The 24,304-nt window shown below is 52.5% G+C and carries 22 protein-coding genes; 19 read left to right on the forward strand and 3 right to left on the reverse strand.

The genetic code is table 11. The annotated features are described in order from the left end of the window. Window positions 1–42: 42 nt before the first annotated feature. The 12 genes from EIY72_RS19600 to EIY72_RS19655 all read left to right on the forward strand — a co-directional run bounded on the left by EIY72_RS19600 (window position 43) and on the right by EIY72_RS19655 (window position 12,179). Complete coding sequence (locus tag EIY72_RS19600; protein ID WP_093217677.1) at window positions 43–1,032, forward strand: nitroreductase family protein; 990 nt, start codon at window positions 43–45, stop codon at window positions 1,030–1,032. A 224-nt stretch (window positions 1,033–1,256) separates the two neighbouring features. Further along, window positions 1,257–2,396, forward strand: coding sequence for a polysaccharide pyruvyl transferase family protein (locus EIY72_RS19605; protein WP_093217673.1), 1,140 nt, complete (start codon window positions 1,257–1,259; stop codon window positions 2,394–2,396). Between the two features lie 15 nt (window positions 2,397–2,411). Next, window positions 2,412–3,350 (forward strand): glycosyltransferase family 2 protein, encoded by a 939-nt coding sequence (locus tag EIY72_RS19610; RefSeq protein WP_157720928.1) that lies wholly within the window; start codon window positions 2,412–2,414, stop codon window positions 3,348–3,350. 64 nt (window positions 3,351–3,414) lie between these two features. Further along, window positions 3,415–4,527, forward strand: coding sequence for an EpsG family protein (locus tag EIY72_RS19615; protein WP_093217667.1), 1,113 nt, complete (start codon window positions 3,415–3,417; stop codon window positions 4,525–4,527). Then, window positions 4,524–5,321, forward strand: a complete 798-nt coding sequence (locus EIY72_RS19620; protein ID WP_093217665.1) for a glycosyltransferase — start codon at window positions 4,524–4,526, stop codon at window positions 5,319–5,321. The genes EIY72_RS19615 and EIY72_RS19620 overlap by 4 nt, the downstream gene beginning before the upstream one ends. 28 nt (window positions 5,322–5,349) lie before the next feature. Continuing rightward, entirely contained in the window at window positions 5,350–6,444 is a 1,095-nt protein-coding gene (locus tag EIY72_RS19625; RefSeq protein WP_093217663.1) for a glycosyltransferase family 4 protein, read from the forward strand. Between the two features lie 316 nt (window positions 6,445–6,760). Next, window positions 6,761–7,066, forward strand: a complete 306-nt coding sequence (locus tag EIY72_RS19630) for a hypothetical protein (RefSeq protein WP_093217661.1) — start codon at window positions 6,761–6,763, stop codon at window positions 7,064–7,066. Between the two features lie 89 nt (window positions 7,067–7,155). Beyond that, window positions 7,156–8,262 carry a polysaccharide biosynthesis/export family protein gene (locus EIY72_RS19635; protein ID WP_093217659.1) on the forward strand — a complete coding sequence of 369 codons (1,107 nt, stop codon included), beginning with the start codon at window positions 7,156–7,158 and terminating at the stop codon, window positions 8,260–8,262. A gap of 14 nt (window positions 8,263–8,276) precedes the next feature. Then, window positions 8,277–8,936 carry a YjbF family lipoprotein gene (locus EIY72_RS19640; RefSeq protein ID WP_093217657.1) on the forward strand — a complete coding sequence of 220 codons (660 nt, stop codon included), beginning with the start codon at window positions 8,277–8,279 and terminating at the stop codon, window positions 8,934–8,936. 38 nt (window positions 8,937–8,974) lie between these two features. Then, window positions 8,975–9,706 carry a capsule biosynthesis GfcC family protein gene (locus EIY72_RS19645; RefSeq protein WP_231985534.1) on the forward strand — a complete coding sequence of 244 codons (732 nt, stop codon included), beginning with the start codon at window positions 8,975–8,977 and terminating at the stop codon, window positions 9,704–9,706. Then, window positions 9,703–11,790, forward strand: a complete 2,088-nt coding sequence (locus EIY72_RS19650; protein WP_093217653.1) for a YjbH domain-containing protein — start codon at window positions 9,703–9,705, stop codon at window positions 11,788–11,790. Before EIY72_RS19645 ends, EIY72_RS19650 begins: the two co-directional genes overlap by 4 nt. Next, window positions 11,787–12,179, forward strand: a complete 393-nt coding sequence (locus tag EIY72_RS19655; protein WP_093217650.1) for a VanZ family protein — start codon at window positions 11,787–11,789, stop codon at window positions 12,177–12,179. The genes EIY72_RS19650 and EIY72_RS19655 overlap by 4 nt, the downstream gene beginning before the upstream one ends. Window positions 12,180–12,276: 97 nt before the next feature. On the opposite strand, the gene EIY72_RS19660 is transcribed toward EIY72_RS19655, so the two are convergent. Continuing rightward, window positions 12,277–13,203 carry an NAD-dependent epimerase/dehydratase family protein gene (locus EIY72_RS19660; protein ID WP_093217648.1) on the reverse strand — a complete coding sequence of 309 codons (927 nt, stop codon included), beginning with the start codon at window positions 13,201–13,203 and terminating at the stop codon, window positions 12,277–12,279. Window positions 13,204–13,517: 314 nt separating this feature from the next. On the opposite strand from EIY72_RS19660, the gene EIY72_RS19665 reads away from it, so the two are divergent. After that, window positions 13,518–15,083 (forward strand): methyl-accepting chemotaxis protein, encoded by a 1,566-nt coding sequence (locus EIY72_RS19665; protein WP_093217646.1) that lies wholly within the window; start codon window positions 13,518–13,520, stop codon window positions 15,081–15,083. A gap of 108 nt (window positions 15,084–15,191) precedes the next feature. Here EIY72_RS19665 and EIY72_RS19670 read toward each other — a convergent pair whose 3' ends face one another. After that, a complete protein-coding gene (locus EIY72_RS19670) occupies window positions 15,192–17,519 on the reverse strand; it encodes a fibronectin type III domain-containing protein (protein WP_132680162.1) in 2,328 nt (775 codons plus the stop codon). Between the two features lie 270 nt (window positions 17,520–17,789). Then, on the reverse strand, window positions 17,790–18,482 hold the full coding sequence (locus EIY72_RS19675) for an alpha/beta family hydrolase (RefSeq protein ID WP_093217641.1): 693 nt from the start codon (window positions 18,480–18,482) through the stop codon (window positions 17,790–17,792). 91 nt (window positions 18,483–18,573) lie between these two features. On the opposite strand from EIY72_RS19675, the gene ccoN (EIY72_RS19680) reads away from it, so the two are divergent. The 6 genes from ccoN (EIY72_RS19680) to ccoO (EIY72_RS19705) all read left to right on the forward strand — a co-directional run bounded on the left by ccoN (EIY72_RS19680) (window position 18,574) and on the right by ccoO (EIY72_RS19705) (window position 24,303). Then, window positions 18,574–19,998 (forward strand): cytochrome-c oxidase, cbb3-type subunit I, encoded by a 1,425-nt coding sequence (gene ccoN, locus EIY72_RS19680; protein WP_093217638.1) that lies wholly within the window; start codon window positions 18,574–18,576, stop codon window positions 19,996–19,998. A gap of 10 nt (window positions 19,999–20,008) precedes the next feature. Next, a complete protein-coding gene (gene ccoO, locus EIY72_RS19685; RefSeq protein ID WP_093217635.1) occupies window positions 20,009–20,617 on the forward strand; it encodes a cytochrome-c oxidase, cbb3-type subunit II in 609 nt (202 codons plus the stop codon). Window positions 20,618–20,620: 3 nt separating this feature from the next. Then, window positions 20,621–20,818, forward strand: coding sequence for a cbb3-type cytochrome oxidase subunit 3 (locus EIY72_RS19690; RefSeq protein WP_093217632.1), 198 nt, complete (start codon window positions 20,621–20,623; stop codon window positions 20,816–20,818). Then, on the forward strand, window positions 20,815–21,768 hold the full coding sequence (ccoP, locus tag EIY72_RS19695) for a cytochrome-c oxidase, cbb3-type subunit III (RefSeq protein ID WP_093217629.1): 954 nt from the start codon (window positions 20,815–20,817) through the stop codon (window positions 21,766–21,768). Before EIY72_RS19690 ends, ccoP begins: the two co-directional genes overlap by 4 nt. 484 nt (window positions 21,769–22,252) lie before the next feature. Then, on the forward strand, window positions 22,253–23,695 hold the full coding sequence (gene ccoN, locus EIY72_RS19700; protein ID WP_093217626.1) for a cytochrome-c oxidase, cbb3-type subunit I: 1,443 nt from the start codon (window positions 22,253–22,255) through the stop codon (window positions 23,693–23,695). Continuing rightward, window positions 23,695–24,303: a cytochrome-c oxidase, cbb3-type subunit II gene (ccoO, locus tag EIY72_RS19705; RefSeq protein WP_009042961.1), complete on the forward strand. Its 609-nt coding sequence runs from the start codon at window positions 23,695–23,697 to the stop codon at window positions 24,301–24,303. Before ccoN (EIY72_RS19700) ends, ccoO (EIY72_RS19705) begins: the two co-directional genes overlap by 1 nt. Window position 24,304: the final 1 nt, after the last annotated feature.

A 24,304-nucleotide genomic window follows, 5' to 3' on the forward strand; every position in this document is an offset into this window, starting at 1 on the left:
CTCCCAGTAATACGCAAAGATTAATTTACGCATCAGGTGATCATGAGCGCTTTCTTAACAAGGGCAACGCGGTATGCAATATCAAGAACACGCCTAGGAGAGGCCGCCTCCAAAATAGGCGACTTCTGCCATCACTTTTATTATTCATTTAGCGAACGAACCCCCGAGAAAGATAAGCAGCGCTTGAAGTTTTATTTATTTAAGTATCATCACATCATAGAAAAAGGCTTAGCGCTTCCAAAGCCAAATCTTTGTTTTGGGCAACCGAAGATAATTAACCTGATCGAAAAATCAGAATCATACGTAAAAAAATATGGCCACGATAAAATAATAGACTCGATAAAAAAGACAATCATCGAATATTTAGCCTTTCACGAAAAGCAGGGCGCAACATTACCCGAAAAATTCGAACGAAAGCTACTTGACTTCAGCGCCCAGGCCAATAGCAACTGCATCGGAGGACTGAGACCTGTAGTTAAATCAGAGATGAACAATCTAACCCCACAAGAGTTTAACGACTTCGTTCGCTGCAGATATAGCGTGAGAAATTTTTCGAATGAGCCAGTGGACGAAAATCTAATATTCACCGCGATCGAAACAGCAACTTATGCTCCATCCGTATGTAATAGACAAAGCTGGCATGTCCATTATTACTCCGAAAAAAATACTATCCGCAATATTCTCTACCATCAAAATGGCAATGCCGGCTTTGCCGACACCATAGACAAGTTGCTAATAATCACCGGCGACACGCGAGCATTCACCGAAAACGAAAGCAATCAAATTTTTGTAGACGGCGGATTGTTTTCCATGAATCTAATTTTAGCGCTACACTCGGCCGGACTCGGAAGCTGCGCATTGAATACGAGCTACTCCTATTTGAAGGAACATAGCGTTAAAAAAATTGCCCGAATACCAAACAGCGAACGTTTAATTATGATGCTGGCTGTAGGACATACAAAACAAAATTTTGATGTTGCAGCCTCCCCAAGAAAACCCAAATACGATTTCTTTACAACTCATAACTATTAAAACTTAAATCTTAACTTTTGCTGGTCTTGCAATAACAAATACGGCTGATCGAGACCGTGATTACAATAGTCCAATACAAGCTTTCCCTATTCTCCAAACCAAGACCAGCCAAAACTTTTAACCAAGCAGAACATAGTTCGACCCCAACCAACAGAAATTTATTCTAATACTGACTCCCCCCATTAAAGCAGAACCTCTGCTATACAATTCATAAGACTTTTTAAATGAAAATAGCAATTCTAACCCAGCCCTTGGGTAAAAATTATGGCGGCATTATGCAAGCTTGGGCTTTGCAGCAAGTGCTAAAGGGGATGGGGTATGAGCCTACAACAATCGATCGACGCCCAACCGCACGCAGCATCGCCTTTAAGCTAACTCAGATTATCTATCGACATACGATGAAAGCCATCGGGAAGCGCAAAGGGATATTTGATTCAACCCGGCATATGCAACATGCAACTAGAAACATGCAAAACTTCATTGTTCAGCACATAGCAATGTCTGAAGAAATGGACAACACGATCAAAATAAAAAAGCACTTCGAACGCCATGAGTATTACGCTGTTATTGTCGGAAGTGACCAAACCTGGAGACCAAGCTACTCTCCAAATATATACAACTACTTTCTTGACTTCATCCCAAACAGCAACATAAAGCGCATTTCATATGCCAGTTCATTTGGCGTAGACCACTGGGAGTATAGTAAACTCGAAACAATAAAATGCCAGGAACTCGCGCAGAAGTTTGATGCAATATCTGTTAGAGAATACTCGGGCATAAACCTGTGCAACCTTCACTTAAACACTCGTGCAGAAGCTGTTCTAGATCCGACACTATTACTTTCTCCCGAAGATTACGCTCGCGCTTTTAAACTTTGCGACACATCCCCTAAAGAAGAAAAACTATTCACGTACATTCTCGATGCCACTCAGAAAAAAAAGACCGCTATAAAAATCCTAGAAAAGACCCTTGGTTTAGCCGCATATAGTAGCCAACCGAATTCATATTTTGGCAGCAGCGAAAGCGAGAACATCCAAGACTATACTTTCCCAATGGTCGAAAGCTGGATCCAATCGATATTCGATTCTGAATTCGTCTTGACCGACTCATTTCACGGCTGTGCGTTTTCAATTATATTCAACAAGCCATTCATCGTACTCGGAAACATTGATAGAGGCTTATCTCGATTCACCTCTCTATTGGACGCCCTAGATCTTGGAAGCAGAATTACTTCGGGTACTGATGCCGACCTAATTCGCTTGACCAATGAAAAAATCAATTGGGACTCCGTGAATAAAAAACTAGACCTCCTTAAACTTGAATCTCTCAGTTTTTTGAAGTCCAATCTATCTTTGAAAAAATAAACTATGTGCAACAACATGCTAAGTATAGTTGTAATAACCCGAAACGAAGAACACAACATCCAAAGAACCCTAACATCCTGTATCGCCCTGAACCCATTAGAAATAATAGTCGTAGATTCAGACTCCACAGACAACACGCGATCCATAGTTCAAAAAAACATCAACACTCATAGTTCCATCAAACTATACACATACAACACTGCGCCATTCACCGCCGCCCGAGGCCGAAATATTGGAATTGATAAAGTATCGGCGAATGCCAATATGGTTCTATTTCTCGACGGAGACATGGAAATCAATAAAGATTTTCTTATCACTGCAGTAGATGAATTCTCTAGACAGCCTACACTCGGAGTTCTGATGGGGCAGATGGACAATTTTTATTACGACCACAACCAAAACCTCGTTGGCGTGCAGAAAAATTACTATGACATAAGTAAGCACACAATGGGCGGCGCAATGCTTGTAAGTAGAGAGTCACTGACTGCAGTTGGTGGATTTAACTCTGAACTAGTCTGCAATGAAGAGTCCGAATTTGAATATCGCCTCAATCGCTCGGGTTACCATGGGCGAAGGATCGATTGTAAAATGATCAATCACCATACGGAGGCCCAAAGATCTACACGCCGCATCCGTTCGATGATCTTAAATAGACGTCTTACGGGATTAGGAATAAATTTGCATATTGCGATTAGAAATTTTGGCTACTTAAAAAAAATGTTCCTGGCGAATCAAGAAACATTTCTTGCTGCACTGCTACTCCTGCTCGCGCCATTCTTTATTCTTAGCAATAACTTTTATACCTTCTTGGCTCTGACGGTAGGATTTTTCATATACACAAAAATCAAATCAAAGAAAATAAGATATGCCTTGAACCACTTTGTTTATGCTTCAGGCATGATAATTGGCTTTCTTGCCTACATCCCTCGAATCAGCAAACTTAAAAAGCCTTAACTGAAAACATTCACAACCACCCCTTACCACATGGTTGCAAGCAACCAAGATCAGAAGTAAAAACATGAGCAGCATATACCTATTAATCCTGTACTTCGTTCTTAGTTGGTCAACATCAGCGACCCTGCACAAAAACCAGTCTATATTCAACAAATATCGCACCCAAAATGCAAACAAGCTCTTATTTTTGACACTCCCGCCGATATTATTAGGATTTTATTTTATTGCTTTACGCCCCTTCAGTTCGGGCGGTGATACCAGTGCTTACATCTCGGCATTTGCAAAAATAGACAGCCCGCTAACAGCCTTAATCGATGCGGACTACGGAACAGAATTACTATTTTGGCCGACTCAAGCAATTCTCAAACTCGTATTCGACACAAGGGGATGGCTGGTAATAAACTATTTCATAGTCGTAGCGATAACTTATCTATCTTACAAAAAAACAACAGAAGGGACAAAAATATCCCCTCTTATATTCTCACTAACACTTTTAACTTTTTTCGCTGTGTACTCTGGAAATGCAATGCGCCAGGTATACTCAATTCCAATAGGACTCATTGCCTTCCATTACTGCTACAAGAAAGACAATATAAAGTTCTTACTATTCTCTTGTCTCGCCGCTTCATTCCACTGGTCATCACTAGTAATTCTGGCCAGCCCTCTAATAATTGCACTACCTAATAAGCGCTTATACTATATCGCTGTGCCAGCACTTGCCCTCGCCTGCTCATCATTAATTGGCCCTATAATTGATTTTGTGACGGACTTAACAGGTTTCAGTTGGCTACTATCCAAATCAGATCTCTACTTTAAGGGAGGTCGGATCTCACACATTGAAGCCATCTGGAAAACAGTGAATTTTTGGCTATGTGTATTTGTTTATTTAGCACTAATCATTACCAATGCTATCACCGATAAAGACAATGAAAAAATATCCAAGTTTTTATTAATGTTTTTTTCACTGATGCTATTTGCGGTTGCCAACCCTGATGTTTCTGAGCGCTATATGGTCTGGTACCTTTTCGCGATCCCATTGGCCGTTACGGCCATATTTTCAAAGTTCAAAATAATGCCAATAATCAAAAACCAATTGTATTTGGCGTTATTTCTTGTAATGGCCGTACTTGTTTACACTCGTGAGAGCGCGATGATTACACTAGGAATTACTCAATGAAAACCTGCTGTGTATTAATCCCCTACTTCAACGCGGGCGACTCCCTGCTAACTTCTATTGCTTCTATTGATTACAACTACTGCACTCCTGAGGTCATAGTCGTTGACGATGGTAGCAAAACAATAAAAGCTGCAGACATCCTAAAAAAATACAATGGCCCCTTAAAGCTAATCCTCGTTGAACTGCAAGACAACAAAGGCATCGAGCACGCGTTAAACAAGGGGCTTGAACTGCATGGCCATGCATACAAATTCATTGCCCGACTGGATTGTGGTGACATTTGTAAAAACAATAGATTAGAGAAACAAATAAAATTTCTCGAGGAGAACCCTTCCTATTATCTCGTTGGCACCTGGGTTGACTTCATTAATATGGAAGGAAATCACTTATACACCGTTCAGCACCCGGCCGAGTACCGCTTAATAAAAAAACTCATGTACATTAATACTACATTTACACACCCTACAGTAGTTTTCAGAAGCGAAACGCTGAAATCTGTAGGATTCTATCCGACTGATGCACCAGCAGCAGAAGATTATGCATATTTTTTCAATATAATAAAAAAGCACCCAGCCTCAAACATACAAGAAAGCTTAATAGATTGCATTATTGACCCGAACGGCATTTCTACAAAAAAAAGAAAGACTCAAATCCGAAGCAGGATATCTGTAATTGTAAAAAACTTTAATTTTAATGGATATGCAATTTATGGATTAATTAGATCCGCCATGCTTTTACATACACCTAGGAAATTTACAGTTTTTCTTAATATGCTGCTACGTCCAAATCAATAGCACTTCACCTTTACAAATCCAGACGAAAATGAAAAAAATAGAAGTTTTGCATTGCGCTGAAACCATCAAAGGAGGTATTGCCACTTATTTTAGAGAATTACTTCCTCTTCAAGTTGAAGCTTTGGGTGAAGGCTCTGTTGGTGTTGTCATACCAAGCTCACAAGAATCTGAATTGTCGGTTCCGAAAGGTGTTCGCATCTTTACCTTTCCAACCAAAAATAGTCGTATATCAAACGCTTTTGCTCTCGCATTGGTCGTTTTAAAGCTATTAAAAACCAATCAAATCGGTGCCCTGCATATTCACTCTACGTTTGCAGGTGCATCGCTAAGACCGCTGATAAAAACACTCTCCAGAAAAGTAAAACTTGTATATTGCCCGCACGGCTGGGCTTGGGACAGACCCATGACCAACCGAAAACGAAAAATAACAATTTTAGTCGAACGATTGCTGTCAAAATTCTGCGATCGAATAATCTGCATCTCACAACATGAAAAAATGTTGGCTGTTCAGGCGGGAATAAGCAGCAATAAAATTTCTGTGGTTTTGAACGGTATTGGAGATATTGCGTCACCAAGCACCACAATATCTCGAGACTGGCCAATCGGCGCTCGTAAGTTACTGTTTGTTGGTAGGTTTGATCAACAAAAAGGTGCTGATATTTTTTGCGAGGCATTGCGTCAGCTGAATCAGGATGCGTGCGGAGTCTTGGTAGGTGACTATGTCCTTGGCGACGCTCAGAAATTATCAATCCCTGAGAACGTACGCCACGCCGGCTGGCTAAACGCGCACGAACTTTCAGACCTGTATGCCTCAGCGGACGCTTTAGTGATTCCATCCAGATGGGAAGGTTTCGGACTTGTCGCTACAGAAGCAATGCGAGCGGGACTACCTGTTATTGCTTCCGAAGTAGGCGGATTACCCGAAATTGTTGTTCACGGGAAGACAGGATTACTATTTAAACCTCACTGCGCGAATGAACTTATTGACGCTATTCGTAGCCTGGACGAAAAATCACTTCTACTGATGGGTAGGGCTGGCAGATTGCGCTTTGAAGAACTTTTTCTTGTGCAGCGAACTCATCAGGAAATCATGAACATTTACCAAGACATCAAAACAGCGTAGCCATCTCAGAGTGAAAAGGAGCGGAGTTGCCTTGAACGGCTCTGATTCGGTATTTTTTCCGTCATGCACCCTCCCACTTTTAACAACCACGTATACATGTACAAAAAATACCAAAGTCGGTCGCAACCCTGGCGTAAAGTTGACGGTGTTAATTCAGACACCAAAGCCCCGAATTCCGTAATGGTTGCGGGCCTATGCAAGTAGGAAAGCGAAGAAAAATTGTACTAAAGAAGCGTATTCATCTTGCATTGAAGCCCCTACTTACAATAATCTATCCTAATAACCCCCAAGGATTATCCTTTCAAGGAGCTTGAACATGAAACAACTGCTGGCCTTCGCCCTCGCAACCTCGCTCAGCCTGCCATTGATGGCTGCTGAAACTACCCCTGTAAAAGCATCAGACACTACTCCGGCTACTCCAGGCTCTACTTCCGGTCTGAGTCTGTCGACTCCAATCGCCGGCGGCGTAACTGTAGGTACCGGTCTGGCCATCGGTGCTGGCGTGATCGCTGCTGGTGTTGCCGCTTCCAACAGCGGTGGCGGCGGTGGTAACGACGGTACTCCAGGCACTACCGGCGGCGGCACTGGCGGTACTACTGGCACTACTGGTACCACCCGGTAACAGTTCCCCCCGCTTAAAGTTAGATACGCTAACCTCCCAGCCTCGCTGGGAGGTTTTGTTTTGCCTATTCCCTTCGAGCAATCTCCACAATGAATCGCGCGCTTCCCTTGGCCATGCTGGTTGGCCTGACCCTGCAAGGCTGCATTTTCTCCCCTGGTCAGCACATGGACACAGGCCAACTGGTACGTGAAGGTTCTCCGGAAAGCAGCCGCATCGAGCTGGTTCCGATTACACCCAAGCTGGTCGCCATCGAAGCGGCATCCGATCACTCCAACGTGGTCGCCCCGGAGCTGTTGCACTATCAGCCAGCTGAATATCGCCTGGGTGCCGGCGACCTGATTTACATCACTGTCTGGGATCACCCGGAGCTGACCGCTCCTTCCGGTCCACAGCAGCAAATTGAAGCCAACGGCCGCCTGATTCGCCCGGATGGCACGCTGTTCTACCCCTATGTAGGCTCCATCGATGCCGCGGGTAAAACCATCGACGAGTTGCGCTCGATTATCGCTTCGCGACTGTCCAAGGTTGTTGCCGAACCGCAGGTCGATGTCAGCATTTTGCGTTTTGTTAGCCAGAAGGTGACCCTTTCCGGCGCCTTTGGCAAAACTGGTCAGATAGCTATCACCAACACGCCGATGACGCTGCTTGAGGCAGTAGGTGAAGGTTCGGTACAGGTGGGCAGCGCCGATATTTCTGGCCTGGTGCTCAAGCGCGATGGTCGTGAATACCTGCTTGACCTAGACGCGCTCAATCGCAAGAACTCGAACCTGCATAATCTCTACCTGAAAAACGGCGACCAGTTGCACTTGCCGTACAACGACCAGAAAAAGGTCTACCTGCTGGGTGAGGTCAATTCCTCGCGCTCACTGGTTTTCAAGGGCAGCAACATGAACCTGACCGATGCTCTCGGCAGCGTCGGCGGCCTGCGTCAGGAGACTTCCAGCGGCAAGGAAGTTTATGTGATCCGCGGTGTCGAGAACCTGGCAGACGAGCCGGTCAAGGTGTTCCAGATCGATCTGAAGTCGCCTTCTGCCTACGCACTCGCCCAGCATTTCAAACTGCGTCCGCAGGATGTGGTGTACGTCGGTCCAGCCGATATCACTCGCTGGAACCGCTTTATCAGTCAGGTTTTCCCTTCGGCTAACTTGCTGAGCGTGGGTGCCAACATCAAAGACGACCTGGGCACCACCAACTAAGAAATGGAATTCTTGTGAAACTTCTGCGACTGGCCACCCTGTCGGTGGCCTCTTTGCTGGTGAGCGCCTGCAACCCGTTGATGACCGCCTCCATGGACACGCTCAAGGCCGCTTTCGAAGGGCCTGAGCCGCTGAAGCTGACCCGTCAGCAAGTGGATGCCACGCCCTACTACCAGATCACCATTACCGCCCCTACGGGTGAAGCGGTAATGGCGTTGGTGCGTCAGCAGGGTGATGTCGGATTCTGGATGGCTTCGACCCGGCAGATCCTGATGCTTGAAGACGGTCTGGCCATCCGCAGTGTCGGTTTCAACGACAACCTCGATGGCACTCGTTTCGAAGGCGCCTCGCCGTTCAAGACCGGGCTGAACCGCATTCCCGATGGCCTGCAAACCCGGCGTCAGGTCGACTTTGTCGACGGCTACCGCATGGGTGTCAGTGTCACCAGTCGTTTCAACAAGAAAGGTCTGGAGACCGTGCACATCCTCGACCGTGACGTCGAGCTGCTGCGCGTGGACGAAGACATCTCAATGGACGGTCTGGGCTTCAGTGCCCGCAACCGATATTGGGTCGATCCTGTTGATGGCTTCATCATGGCCAGCGAACAGTACCTCACCCCCGAATTGCCCCTACGCATTGTTCAAGTGCGCCCGAATAAGCCGGTAGTGCAATGATTTTTCGCTCTTCCTGGCTGCTTTGCTGCAGCCTGCTCATGTCGTTTGCCGTTAATGCTGACTCGCTGGTCACCGTGCAGGGCGATGCCGCCAAGCCGGGGAAGTATTCGTTCGTGGAAGGCACGCGCCTGCATGACGTGTTGCTGCCGGCCCAGGTCAATCCAAAGGCCTATCTGCTCGGTGCGGCGTGGCTGCACATGCCTCTGCATGATGCGCAGGAGCGCCTGAAAATCGGTGTGCTGTTTGATCTGGCGACGTTGCGCAGTAATGCGATACAGGGCGACGAGACCGGACTGGCAGCGCTTGCCGCGCGTTTGCGCGACAAGGTGCAGGCAATGCCCGTGACTGCCCGCAAGGTCGCTCAGTTGGATCCCGTGCAGGTTGAGCTGAACCGCAAGGACAATCCTCATCTGAGTGACGGCGATGTGCTGCTGTACCCCACTCGCCCGACCACGGTGCGGATCGAAGGTGCGGTGCTGGCTGAATGCGAACTTGCACATCAGCCTTTGCAACCGGCCATGGGCTACCTGAAAGATTGCCCACGCGACCCGAATGCTGACGCTGACTGGCTGTTCGTGATTCAACCTGATGGCCGGGTGTTCAAGCAGGGTGTCGCGCTTTGGAACGAAACCAAGGCTGCACCACCTGCCCCAGGTGCCCGAATTTATGTGCCGATCCATAACAGCGACCAGGGCGATCCTACGCCTGAGCTGAATACCGAACTGGCTGCCTTCATCGCCACCCAGCCACTGCTGGAGGTGAAGCCATGAAGTATCACTTGATTCCCTGCCTGTTGCTCGGTTGCAGCACTTGGGCTGTGGCGGAGCCACGATATACACAAAATGATTTCGGTGGTGTTGGCTTGTTGCAAACACCTAGCGCGCGGATGGCACCTGCAGGTGAGTTGTCGTTGAACGCCAACCGTACTGATCCCTATAGCCGATACAGCGTGTCGTTTCAGCCTTTCGATTGGTTGGAAGGATCGTTCCGCTATACCTCGATCAGCAACCGTGACTATGGTCCTGAATCATTGAGTGGTAGCCAGAGCTATAAGGACAAGGCCATCGATGCCAAGGTCCGCTTGCTCGAAGAATCCCACTGGATCCCACAGGTCGCTTTGGGGGCACGAGACCTTGGTGGTACGGGCCTGTTCTCAAGTGAATACTTCGTTGGTAACAAGCGTCTTGGAAATTTTGACCTGAGTCTGGGTCTGGCGTGGGGTTACATCGGCAACCGTGGCGATATGGACAACCCGTTGGGTTGGGTCGACGACAAATTTGATGAGCGTCCCACCAGCGATCAAGCGGGCGACTTCAACGGTAACCAGTATTTCCGTGGATCACCCTCCTTTTTCGGCGGCGTGAACTACCAGACGCCCTGGGAGCCGCTGTCGCTGAAGCTCGAATATGAGGGTAACGACTACCAGCACGAGCCTCAGAAAAACAATCAGGTCCAGGATTCCCCGATCAATCTCGGCTTCGTCTTCAAAGCCAACGACTGGATCGACTTGCACGCCGCCTGGGAACGCGGCAACACGGCGATGTTCGGTATCACCCTGCATACCAACTTCGCGACCCGCAAATCGCCGACCAAGAGCTTCGACCCGAAACCCGAGCCTGTGCCAGACGTCAAGCCAGCCACAGCGCCCACCGACGTTCAGTGGGCCGGCGTCGCCACGCGCCTGCAGAACAACGCCGGCTACACGGTGTCACGTATCACCCAGCGTGATTCCGAGCTGATCGTCTACGGCGAGCAGAACCGCTATTTCCACACGCCCAAAGCGGTCGGCCGCGCTTCGCGGATTTTGGACAACAGCGTCGACGACGAGATCAATTGGTTCACGATGGTCGACACCCGTTACAGCCTGCCGATCGAGGAAGTAAGCGTCCCGCGCGATACCTTCCGTGAGGTGGTCCAGGAAGATCGACCGCTGGAAGATCTGCGCCGAGTGACCGAACAGAACGTCGCTGTGCCGCATCAGGAAAAAACCCTGTTCGAGCAAAAACCTGATCCCTTCACTTATGGTTTGGGCTTGGGTTACAAGCAAAACGTCGGCGGTCCGGACGGCTTCCTGTTGTATCAATTCAGTGCAGATCTGAGTGCTGAGTATCGCTTCCAGCCTGACCTGTGGTGGAGCGGTACGCTGAGCCAGAACCTGGCGAACAACTTCGACAAGTTCAAGTACGACGCACCCAGCGGCCTGCCGCGTGTGCGCACCGATTTGCGTCAGTACATGACCACCTCGGAACTGACGATGCCAACCTTCCAGCTGAACAAGGTCAAGCAGTTGGACCAGGACCTCTACGGCATGCTGTACGGCGGTTACCTGGAGTCGATGTTCGCCGGTGTCGGTGGCGAAGGCCTGTATCGCCCAATGGGCGAGCGTTGGGCCGTGGGTGTGGACATGAACTGGGTCAAGCAGCGTGATTTCGATCAGGGCTTTGGTCTGCGCGATTACAGTACGATCACCGGCAACGCTACCCTCTACTACCGCAGTTCCTTCCAGGACATTCTTGGCGCGGTCAGCGTTGGTCGCTATCTGGCCAAGGACTATGGTGTCACCGTGGACTTGTCCCGTGAGTTCGGAAACGGCGTGCGTTTCGGCGGCTGGGTCACCATCACCAATGCAACCAAGGAAGAGTACGGTGAAGGTAGTTTCGGCAAAGGCATCTACTTCTCGATTCCGTTCGACGAATTGATGGCCAGTTCCACCACTCGCCGGGCCAACCTCGCCTGGACACCGTTGACGCGGGACGGTGGTGCTTCGCTTGGACGCAGCTACTCGCTGTACACCTTGACCGAGCGCCGAAACATCGACATGTTCCACAGCAACTTCTACAAGGTCACCGAATGAAGCAGCGCATCCTGCGAGTCCTGCCAAAAGTGGCATTCTTCGTGATCCTGTTGGTGCTCTGTGTTGCCGGCATGCGCGGCGAGCCGGTGCCGCAGGTGTTCGAGAATCAGGACAAGCTGCATCACTGGGCAGGTTTTGCCTGTCTGACGGTGAGCGCCTATCTGGCGTTCCCGGGGACTCGCCTGATCTGGTTGCTGCTTTGGCCGCTGGTGGGGTCGATGCTGATCGAATTGGAGCAAAGCTTCATGCCGCTGCGCAGTGCGTCCTGGGGAGATATGTTGGCGAATGCCACTGGCGTTCTGTGTGGGATGGTTGCGATTTTCGTTTTGCGTGGTTATCAGAATTCGAAACTCAGGACGTCAGCTCCGGTGGGCGCCGCAAAGCGCTAACCTGTTCCCTCGTCAAATGAAACCCGATCTGGCCGCGTCATCAAAAAACGCGGCCAGATACATTTCAGTGCGGCTTATCAACAGCTATACACACTACTCATCCGAGCAACCTTGCCAGCCCGACACTCATGGCTGTTGGCTCGGAAACCTTGAATCGCTCCAGCAGCCGCTGGTTGTTCGCTCTTGAGTGGCGAATGTCACCCGATCGCGCTGGAGCGTGATTCACCGGAGGGATTTCCCCCAGGACTTCAACCAACACTTCCAGCATTTGATTGAGTGAAGTGGCTTGATTCATACCCACGTTAATCGCGCCTGCTTCGACCTGTGGTGCTTCCAATGCCTGCACCAGCACCTTCACCAGATCTTCCACATAGAAAAAATCACGGGTCTGTTCGCCATCGCCAAAAATCGTAATCGGCAATCCCTTCTGTGCACGCTCGCTGAAAATGCTGATGACACCCGAGTACGGCGAAGAAGGATCCTGGCGCGGGCCGAAGATGTTGAAAAAGCGGAATACAACGGGTTCCAGTGCGTGTTGGCGTCGGTAGAAGTCGAAATAATATTCGCTCGCCAATTTGTCCGAAGCATAGGGTGTCAATGGGGCTTTTGGTGTGTCCTCGTCGATTGCGAGTCCTTCACCATTGTTACCATATACGGCTGCACTCGATGCAAAAACAACGCGTTTGACATTGGCCTGGCGCATCGCTTCACAAACGTTCAGGGTACCTACGAAGTTACTCTGGTGCGTGCGCACCGGATCATCCACCGAAGCTTGAACAGAAGCCACAGCAGCCAAATGTGCGACTGCCCGGCAGCCAAGCATCGCCTGTGCAACGACCGTTGCATCGGCTACGTCACCCTCGATCAATTCAACACGTGGATTGTTCAGCGGTAGATTACTGACTTTGCCGGTCGACAAGTCATCGAGAATTCGCACTGAGTAACCTTTCGCGAGCAAGGCATCAGTCAAATGAGAGCCGATAAAACCGGCACCTCCGGTGATTAGGATAGGTCCATCAAACATGATCAAAATCCATAGAAAATTGACGAGAGGAATGATCACCTCTCAAAGGGTTACGTTGATTCTCGGTTTTTACACTTGGAGATTTGCTCAAAGCATTTTGAGGTGGCAGGAAACTCAAGCGCCACCCGGTCAATTGTCCCATAAACGACACCACGCATTCGAGCCGCATTTGGTCTACGGAGACGACGCATTGAAGTTTGTACAAAAACCAAGACCACTAAGCTGTACACCGCGCATCCGCCAGTAAAAATAAAAACTCAACAATTCCCCTCCCCCGCCGACACCCTGTCAAAGTCTCACGGATTGAAAACGCCATGCGTAACAACCAGCCTATTACCCAACGCGAACGGACCTTTCCGGCCCAGCAACGGTTGATTTCCACCACCGATGCCAAGGGTGTGATCACCTACTGCAACGACGCCTTTGTCGAGATCAGCGGGTTTTCTCGTGAAGAACTGATCCGTGCGCCGCATAACCTGGTGCGTCACCCTGATGTGCCGAGTGCGGTGTTTGCGCATATGTGGGCCACGCTCAAACAAGGCTTGCCATGGATGGGCATCGTCAAGAACCGCTGCAAGAGCGGGGATCACTATTGGGTCAACGCCTATGTGACGCCGGTCTTCGAAGGCAATCAGGTGATTGGCTACGAGTCGGTACGGGTCAAGCCTACGGCCGAGCAGATCCGTCGTGCCGAGGTGCTGTATCAGCGCATCAATCAGGGCAAGTCGGCGGTGCCTTCCAGTGACAAGTGGCTGCCGGTGCTGCAGGACTGGCTGCCGTTCATTCTGGTCAGCCAGTTGAGCTTCATGATTGGCGCGACGCTGAATTCGCAGTGGGGTTTTGCCCTGGCGGCCGGGTTGTCGGTGCCGTTGGGCCTGCTGGGCTTGAGCTGGCAGCAGCGTGGCCTCAAGCGTTTGTTGCGCCTGGCCGAGCAGACCACCTCTGACCCGCTGATCGCGCAGATGTACACCGACAGCCGTGGTGCCCAGGCGCGTCTGGAGATGTCGATCCTGAGTCAGGAAGCCCGCCTGAAAACCTGCCTGACCCGTCTGCAGGACACCGCCGAACACCTGACCGATCAGGCCCGCCAGTCTGATGCCTTGGCGCACAACAGTTCGAGCGGGCTGGAGCGTCAGCGCGTCGAGACCGAGCAAGTCGCTACCGCCGTCAACCAGATGGCCGCGACCACGCAAGAAGTCGCCAGTCATGTGCAACGCACTGCTGATGCTACCCAGGAAGCCAATCGCCTGACCGGTCGTGGTCGCGACATTGCCGGGGAAACCCGCGAGGCCATCCAGCGCCTGTCGGTGGTGGTCGGTGAGACCGGTCAAACCGTGACCCAACTGGCCAAGGACAGTAATGAAATCGGTGGTGTGGTCGATGTGATCAAGGGCATCGCCGACCAGACCAACCTGCTGGCACTCAACGCGGCGATTGAGGCAGCTCGTGCCGGTGAGATGGGTCGCGGGTTTGCGGTGGTGGCGGATGAAGTGCGTCAACTGGCGCAACGTACCAGCGAGTCGACCGGGCAGATTCATGCGCTGATCGCCAAGCTCCAGCAAACTGCCGGCACTGCGGTGCAGACCATGGAAGCCGGGCATCGCCAGGCGGAAGAAGGTGTGGCGCGGGTGCTGGAGGCGGATCAGGCGCTGGTTGGAATCAGTGAAGCGGTGGCCAACATCACCGACATGACCACCCAGATCGCTGCGGCGACCGAAGAGCAAAGTGCGGTGGCTGAGGAGATCAGTCGCAACATCAGCAACATTTCCGAACTGGCGGACCAGACTTCGGAACAGGCGCAGAACTCTGCGTTGCTCAGTGAAGAGCTGACCAAGACCGCCAATACCCAGTATTCGTTGGTGGAGCGGTTTAACCGCTGAGAGATTATCGAGTGTTGCGTTCGAATGCGCTCGGCAAGCCAACATCTCTACAAGCTGTAGTGAACAGCCTGTAGAGATGTTAAACATATGGCACGAGCAACCGCTGAATTATAGAGTTGTCCCTTCACCCAACAAAGGTGAAGAGACGGTTCCATTCTCATATTTGGCGATCACCTGCACTTGATAGCGTGTCGCCTGATTCAAAAAACCGAATCTTTGGGTGGTAATGTCCTTACCAAGCTGGAAATAACGAGGGGCGGTGCTAGTTAAAACAACGGTATACCCAATCAGTTTGCTCGAATCACTTGGCGCAGTCCATCCAATTGTGAAAGCGGTGCGTTCTGCTTTAATGAAACGAAATCCTGTCGGTGGACTCCCAGGCTCCGGCTCCGGCTCCGGCTCCGGATTTTCCTTTTTCGTCCGAAATGTTACGGAGCTAAGCATGGAAGGTTTTTCATTGGCATCGATAAACCAAATCTCAAATAGATACTCCGTATCTTCCTTTAAGCCATCAGCCATATAAAAACCAACATCTTTAGGTAACAGGATCGGATGCTCCTCATTGCGAGAAAGAGCATGACTAGCAACCCTATTATACCCCGGCTCCCAATTTAACTTGGCGGATGCATGCGTAACATCTGAAACACGAAAATAACTAGGACCTGATACCGGAGGCGTATTATCGATAATAAAACTGTATAAAAGAGGCTCCGACAGCTCCCCACTGCTTATAAGCTTTGAGCACACTTCAACGTTGTAGTTAACATTCTCCTTAACCCAAACAGCCTGCGTACCATCCTCATGAGGACGGTAGTGCACAAACTCTTCGAAGTAAGGAATGCTGTCAATTTTGAATTGAAATGCGTAAGGTATATCAGTGTAGATATTTGGCGTCCACGCAAAGAGCCGTATATACTCTCCGTTTAGAACTGTATCTGAACTTCTCATATTTTCTGGCTTCCCGGGCCGGGGGGCTAAAACCACCCCAGCCGGTTGAGAATAAAGATTGTTGGCATCCACCGCTTGAACAATGAATTCATACTCGGTACTTACGTCCAGATTTGCCACTTCATACTTCAAACCCTGAACAAAGTCCAGAGGCTGATGATTCATAATCAATCTATAGCCAACGACCCCTGCGAAATCGTATGATACGTCCCACTCCAAAGTAACTGATTTCATTTTTACATTGGAAAGTCTAAAGTTTCCTGGCTTACTGGACGGATTTATATCCTCGAGATGCAGAGCCACTTCGGTGGAAAATGCGCTTATATTTCCCGAAGCATCCAAAGCCCGAACCTTATACACATAAGGAAGAGGCCGTACAGGGCCTATAATCAAGCTACTCCCCGAAATTGAACTAATTTTCTGTCCATTTTGATAAATTTCATACATTCTAACACCGTGAGCGTCAGTGGAAGGATTCCATTTTAACTCGACGAGATCTGTCGGTATGCCATCCTTTTTGACCTGCACAGCCGTAAACTGTGAAGGCGTCGTTGGTGGCTGCTTGTCTTGTCCCCGAGCCTTGTTCAGCGCAATACAATGATCAACGACACCTGTTCTCTCAATGAAATCCACATTAACAATGTTGCAATTCTTAAATCCCGGTTTAAATATTGCTGCCCACAATTTATGATTAGAACTCATCAGCACAGGGCCACGATTATTATAGGCGGTTGCCGAAAGCGACCAAATTTTCACGGAAGGAGGCTCCGCCATCAGCTTCTCGCAAAAAACCGTGATCTCATCGGGTGAGGTAAAGTCCTGCCCGGTCCACTTGCCATCGAGCTTACCCCAGTAGTCGCCACTTTCACGCCAGTGATCCCAGGCAATAATTACACTCTTGCCTGGGTATTGCTGACGAATCTGAGCAACTGTTAAATCTTGCGCAGCTCGGGGAATCAGCCGATCCTTGATCGGATTAAAATAAGGCAGACAGCGTTTAACACTTGTGCCAGAGTGATTCCCCAAGTCGTACTTATCGAAACTCAATATGACAATCTCACCCGGATTACTGGTAGTAAAATCCTTGACAGCCTGAATACAATGCTCCAAGCGGCGTCCCGCATCCGCAATCCCGTGCTTAAATATGAATACTTCCTTGAATACAGAGCTTCCGCTATTGTTTCCCGTAAATTTTCGATAGCTGGCATCAACCAGGCGCAGATCAAGTACCCGCGCCCCCCAGGCGAGTTGTGCAGCGAACGTATCGGTCTGACAAGCCCCCCATGATTCGTTCGGCCCCCAAGTTCCAGTGGCGTCCACTCCTGAATTATGCGCTGAAGGCAAAGCAAGCTGATTGACTTTTAAACCTCCAATATCATTGAAAATATCGCTCATCCAGCGACTGTAATTGGCATTTGGAATTATCACCTGATCCATTCCTGAATCTTGCGACTGCCCGCCAAAGAAGCCTTGCTCTTTATTATCCACGATTGACACCTCTGTTTTTTCATCCCGAAAAAACACTCTACGACTCAACCACCCTCCCAACAACTATCAGAACTGTTAGTGGCAGCCGCTCCGACCTGCAGCTACAATCATAGATTGAGCTCCCCCAGCACCCGCTTTTACCCCACATATAAACTTCCGACTTTGCCAGAACACCAGTTCCGAAAGACAATCAACAACACCACACTTGTTATTCATTCACAACTTCAAATATAGGTTACATTGAGCCCTGAAAGAAGACCTATAAATACATTAGAGGATAGCAATACACCCTAGATAACTTTCAGCCTTTTCAGCAGCAGTTTTCAAGTGCTGCTCATACGTCACTCCAGAAGCCTTCAACGGCTTCAAATCATGATCCCCCGCCACCAGCCAGAACACTTCGATACTCGGTGACAGCACATACGCTTCAACCGCCTCGCGATTACCCAACGCATCCCTCTCACCCTGCACGATCAACGTCCGCGTCTTCAGCCCAGCCAGATGCTCGACCCGCGGCTTCTCGGGTTTGCCCACGGCATAAAACGGATACCCCAGGCACACCAGCGCATCCGCGCCCAATTCATCCGCCAGCAAACTGGCCATGCGCCCGCCCATGGACTTGCCACCGATGGCCAGCGGCCCGGTGACATGGCGTCGCACCTGGGCATAGACCTCGCGCCAGCATTCCAGCAGCTTTGGCGCCGGGTTCGGTGGGCGCTTGCCACCATCGACCCGTCGCTGCGCCATGTAGGGAAATTCGAAGCGCAGGACGTTGATGCCAAGCGCGGCGAGGCGTGCTGCCATGTCGCTCATCCAGTCGCTGTCCATCGGCGCGCCGGCACCATGGGCGAGGATCAGCGTCGCCGTGGACTTGCCCGATGCGGCGTTCCAGAGCCATCCGTTGTCCCGCACGCACTGCGCCCATTGATCCCCGTCAATACCGCTGTTGAGCCGATTGCTCATGCTTGCCTCGCTTTTAGTCTGCCTATAACTCCAGTCGAGGGCGCGCTGCCTTGCCGCGCGCTCATTTCGGCTGAACCGTGGATGGGGAACCATGAACACTTCTATCAGTACCGCCTACAACTACAAGGTGGTCCGCCAATTCGCCATTATGACGGTGGTGTGGGGCATCGTCGGCATGGGGCTCGGGGTTTTTCTCGCTGCCCAGTTGGTCTGGCCCGAACTCAACTTCAATTTGCCCTGGACCAGCTTCGGTCGCTTGCGCCCTTTGCACACCAACGCGGTGATTTTCGCCTTCGGTGGCTGCGCGCTGTTCGCCAGCTCGTTCTACTCCGTACAACGCACCTGCCAGACACAACTGTTCGCGCCGAAGATCGCCGCGTTCTGTTTCTGGGGCTGGCAGCTTGTGATTCTGCTGGCGGCGATCAGCCTGCCGCTGGGCTACACCAGCTCCAAGGAATACGCCGAGCTGGAATGGCCGATCGACATCCTGATCACCATCGTCTGGGTCGCCTACGCCATCGTGTTCTTCGGCACGATCATGCAGCGCAAGACCAAGCACATCTACGTCGGTAACTGGTTCTTCGGGGCGTTCATCGTCACCGTGGCGATTCTGCACATCGTCAACAACCTGGAATTGCCCGTCAGCTTCACCAAGTCCTATTCGGTCTACTCCGGTGCCACCGACGCCATGGTGCAATGGTGGTACGGCCACAACGCCGTGGGCTTTTTCCTCACCGCCGGTTTCCTCGGCATGATGTATTACTTCGTGCCGAAACAGGCCGAGCGCCCGGTGTATTCCTATCGCTTGTCGATCGTGCACTTCTGGGCGCTGATCACCCTGTACATCTGGGCCGGTCCGCACCACCTGCACTACACCGCACTGCCGGACTGGGCCCAGTCGCTGGGCATGGTGATGTCGCTGGTGCTGCTGGCGCCAAGCTGGGGCGGCATGATCAACGGCATGATGACCCTCTCGGGGGCCTGGCATAAGTTGCGCAGCGACCCGATCCTGCGCTTCCTCGTGGTTTCCCTTGCGTTCTACGGCATGTCGACCTTCGAAGGGCCGATGATGGCGATCAAGACCGTGAACGCCCTCTCCCACTACACCGACTGGACTATCGGTCACGTACACGCCGGCGCGCTCGGCTGGGTGGCGATGATTTCCATCGGCGCGCTGTACCACATGATCCCGAAAGTCTTCGGCAAAGAGCAGATGCACAGCATCGGCCTGATCAACGCGCACTTCTGGCTCGCCACCATCGGTACCGTGCTCTACATCGCTTCGATGTGGGTCAACGGCATCGCCCAGGGCCTGATGTGGCGTGCAGTGAACGAAGACGGCACGCTGACCTACTCCTTCGTCGAAACCCTGGTGGCCAGCCACCCAGGCTTCGTCGTGCGCCTGGTCGGCGGTGCGATCTTCCTCAGCGGCATGTTCCTGATGGCCTACAACACCTGGCGCACCGTGCAGGCTTCCAAGCCTGCCGACATCGCCGCTGCCGCGCAGATGGCCTGAGGAGAACGCCATGAAACACGAAACTATCGAGAAAAACGTCGGCCTGTTGTTGCTGCTGATGATCCTGGCCGTGAGCATCGGCGGCCTGACCCAGATCGTGCCGCTGTTCTTCCAGGACGTGACCAATAAACCGGTGGAAGGCATGAAGCCCTACACCGCGCTGCAACTGGAAGGCCGCGACATTTACATCCGCGAAGGCTGCGTCGGCTGCCACTCGCAGATGATCCGGCCGTTTCGCGCCGAAACCGAACGTTACGGGCACTACTCGGTGGCCGGTGAAAGCGTCTGGGATCACCCGTTCCTGTGGGGCTCGAAACGTACCGGTCCGGACCTGGCCCGGGTCGGCGCGCGTTACTCCGATGACTGGCACCGCGCGCACTTGTACAACCCGCGCAACGTCGTACCGGAGTCGAAGATGCCGGCCTACCCGTGGCTGGTCGCCAACGCACTCGACAGCAGCCACACCGAAACCAAGCTCAAGGCCATGCGCACCCTCGGCGTGCCCTACACCGACGACGACATCAATGGCGCCGTGGCATCGCTCAAGGGCAAGAGCGAGATGGACGCACTGGTCGCCTACCTGCAAGTGCTCGGCACTGCCATCAAGAGCAAGAGGTGAGACATGGTCATTGAGATGAGCACTGGCATGATCCGCGGGCTGGGCACCGTCGTCGTCTTCGTTGCATTCGTTGGCCTGACCCTCTGGGTGTTCAACGGCAAGCGCAACCCCGAGTTCGCCGAAGCGCGCCTGCTGCCGTTCGCCGACGAGCCGCAACCTGCCACCCCTGAAGAAACCGCGACAAGGAGTACCCGGCCATGACCACCTTCTGGAGTACGTGGATCTGCGTACTGACCATTGGCAGCCTGATCGGCCTGACCTGGCTGCTGGTCGGCACTCGCAAGGGCGAGACCAAGGGCAGCGTCGACCAGACCATGGGCCACAGCTTCGACGGCATCGAGGAATACGACAATCCGCTGCCGCAATGGTGGTTCATGCTGTTCGCCGGCACCCTGGTATTTGCCGTCGGCTACCTGATCCTGTATCCGGGCCTGGGCAACTGGAAAGGCATCCTGCCCGGCTACGAGAACGGCTGGACCGGCGTGCACGAATGGGAAAAGGAGATGGCCAAGGCCGACGCCAAGTTCGGGCCGATCTTCGCCAAATTCGCTGCGATGCCGGTGGAAGAAGTGGCCAAGGACCCGCAAGCGTTGAAAATGGGTGGACGCCTGTTCGCCTCCAACTGCTCGGTGTGCCACGGCTCGGACGCCAAGGGCGCCTACGGTTTCCCTAACCTGGCTGACAAGGACTGGCGCTGGGGCGGTTCGGCGGAAACCATCAAGACCACCATCATGGGTGGGCGGATCGCGATGATGCCGGCCTGGGGCGAAGTGCTCGGCGAAGCCGGCGTGAAGAACGTGGCGGCTTATGTCCGCCATGATCTGGCCGGCCTGCCGCTGCCTGCGGACAGCAGCGCAGATTTGCAGGCAGGGCAGCAAGCCTTCAGCACCACCTGCGTCGCTTGCCACGGCGCCAACGGCCAGGGCACTGAAGCCATGGGCGCGCCGAACCTGACCCATCCGGCCGGTTTCATCTACGGCACCAGCCTGACGCAGCTTGAACAGACGATTCGTCACGGTCGCCAGGGCCACATGCCGGCGCAGAACGAATTGCTCGGCAACGACAAGGTGCAACTGCTGGCCGCCTACGTGTACAGCCTGTCCCACGGTGCGGGTGCCGATCCTTTGTTGGCAGAAGACAAGAAGCCGTAACGCTCGACCGCTCTACTGCCGCATTCACCCGGATGCGGCAGCTTCCCCCGCCTCTTTGCGACGCATTGTCGCACCCTCTTTGACTCTTCCTTTCGGTTCCCCGGAATCGGGTCTAAGCTTCCCCCGATGCGGACCGGCAAGCACCGGTTCCAGGTCGACCTTAACCGATGTGTTCGGCGATTGTGCCCGAGGACAGGTCGCAAAGGCCGGTAGATACCGGCTGTCGCGCCAATTGCCTTTGGTCACCCAATCATTGCGTTTGAACACACCCTGTTACACCCGACCTGAACCCCTCGCCTTTTTCGTCCGCGACGACATTTTGCCCGCGGGCAATTTTGTCCTTACGCGGCGCATGGAAAGGCCGCAGAATCAGCGTTGGAAAGCATTGACCCAGGTCATGGCGCGTTGCAATGACCCCCTGCTTTCTACATACTTGCGGCCGATTTTCAATCCTAATAAAACACCCAAACCGTGGAACCTTAGAATGAGCACAGCAATCAGTCCGACTGCTTATAACTATAAGGTAGTCCGCCAGTTCGCCATCATGACGGTGGTCTGGGGGATCCTTGGCATGGGGCTCGGTGTCTTCATCGCCTCGCAACTGGTCTGGCCGGAGTTGAACTTCGGTCTGCCGTGGACGAGCTTTGGACGCCTGCGCCCGCTGCACACCAACCTGGTGATTTTCGCCTTCGGTGGATGTGCACTGTTTGCCACTTCTTATTATGTCGTGCAGCGAACCTGCCAGACGCGACTGATTTCCGACGGCCTCGCGGCCTTTCACTTCTGGGGTTGGCAAGCGGTTATCGTCGGCGCCGGCATCACCCTGCCGCTGGGTTACACCACCAGCAAGGAATACGCCGAACTGGAATGGCCTCTGGCTATCCTGCTGGCCGTGGTCTGGGTTGTGTACGCGCTGGTGTTCTTCGGCACCATCATGAAGCGCAAGACCAAGCACATCTATGTCGGTAACTGGTTCTACGGTGCCTTCATCCTCGTGACCGCGATGCTGCACATTGTCAATCACATGTCGCTGCCGGTTAACCTGTTCAAGTCCTACTCGGCTTACTCCGGCGCGACTGACGCGATGATCCAGTGGTGGTACGGCCACAACGCCGTAGGTTTCTTCCTGACCACCGGCTTCCTGGGGATGATGTACTACTTCGTGCCGAAACAGGCCGAGCGTCCGATCTACTCCTATCGCCTGTCGATCGTGCACTTCTGGGCGCTGATCACCCTGTACATCTGGGCCGGCCCGCACCACCTGCACTACACCGCACTGCCGGACTGGGCTCAGTCGCTGGGCATGGCGATGTCGATCATCCTCCTGGCACCGAGCTGGGGCGGCATGATCAACGGCATGATGACCCTGTCGGGCGCCTGGCATAAGCTGCGCACCGACCCGATCCTGCGCTTCCTGGTGGTGTCCCTGGCGTTCTACGGCATGTCGACCTTCGAAGGCCCGATGATGGCCATCAAGACCGTCAACTCGCTGTCGCACTACACCGACTGGACCATCGGCCACGTACACGCTGGTGCTTTGGGCTGGGTAGCGATGATCTCGATCGGCGCGGTCTACCACATGATTCCGAAACTGTTCGGTCGTGCGCAGATGCACAGCACCGGCCTGATCAACACCCACTTCTGGCTCGCGACCATCGGTACCGTGCTCTACATCGCCTCGATGTGGGTCAACGGCATCACCCAGGGCCTGATGTGGCGTGCAATCAACGACGACGGCACCCTCACCTACTCGTTCGTCGAAGCGCTGCAAGCCAGCCATCCGGGCTACATCGTGCGTGCCCTGGGCGGTGCGTTCTTCGCCGCCGGCATGCTGTTCATGGCTTACAACGTCTTCCGTACCGTACGTGCCTCGGATCCGGCTGAAGCCGAAGCCGCCGCCAAGATTGCCGTAGTTGGAGCTCACTGATGAAGCATGAAGCAGTCGAGAAGAATATTGGCCTGCTGGCCTTCTTCATGGTCATCGCCGTCAGCATCGGCGGCCTGACCCAGATCGTTCCGCTGTTTTTCCAGGATGTCACCAACAAGCCGGTCGAGGGCATGAAGCCGCGCACCGCCCTTGAACTGGAAGGCCGGGACGTTTACATCGCCAACGGTTGTGTCGGCTGCCACTCGCAGATGATCCGTCCGTTCCGTGCCGAAACCGAACGCTACGGCCACTACTCGGTCGCCGGTGAAAGCGTCTGGGACCACCCGTTCCTGTGGGGCTCCAAACGTACCGGTCCGGACCTGGCCCGCGTCGGCGGTCGTTACTCCGATGACTGGCAGCGTGCGCACCTGTACAACCCGCGCAACGTGGTGCCGGAGTCGAAAATGCCGGCCTACCCGTTCCTCGTGGAAAACAAGCTCGACGGCAAAGACACCGCCAAGAAAATGGAAGTCTTGCGCACGCTCGGCGTCCCTTACACCGACGAAGACATCGCCGGTGCCAAGGATGCGGTGAAGGGCAAAACCGAAATGGACGCGCTGGTGGCCTATCTGCAAGGCCTGGGCACCATCATCAAAAGCAAACGGTGAT

This window comes from Pseudomonas vancouverensis, from assembly GCF_004348895.1.
Lineage (GTDB): Bacteria > Pseudomonadota > Gammaproteobacteria > Pseudomonadales > Pseudomonadaceae > Aquipseudomonas > Aquipseudomonas vancouverensis.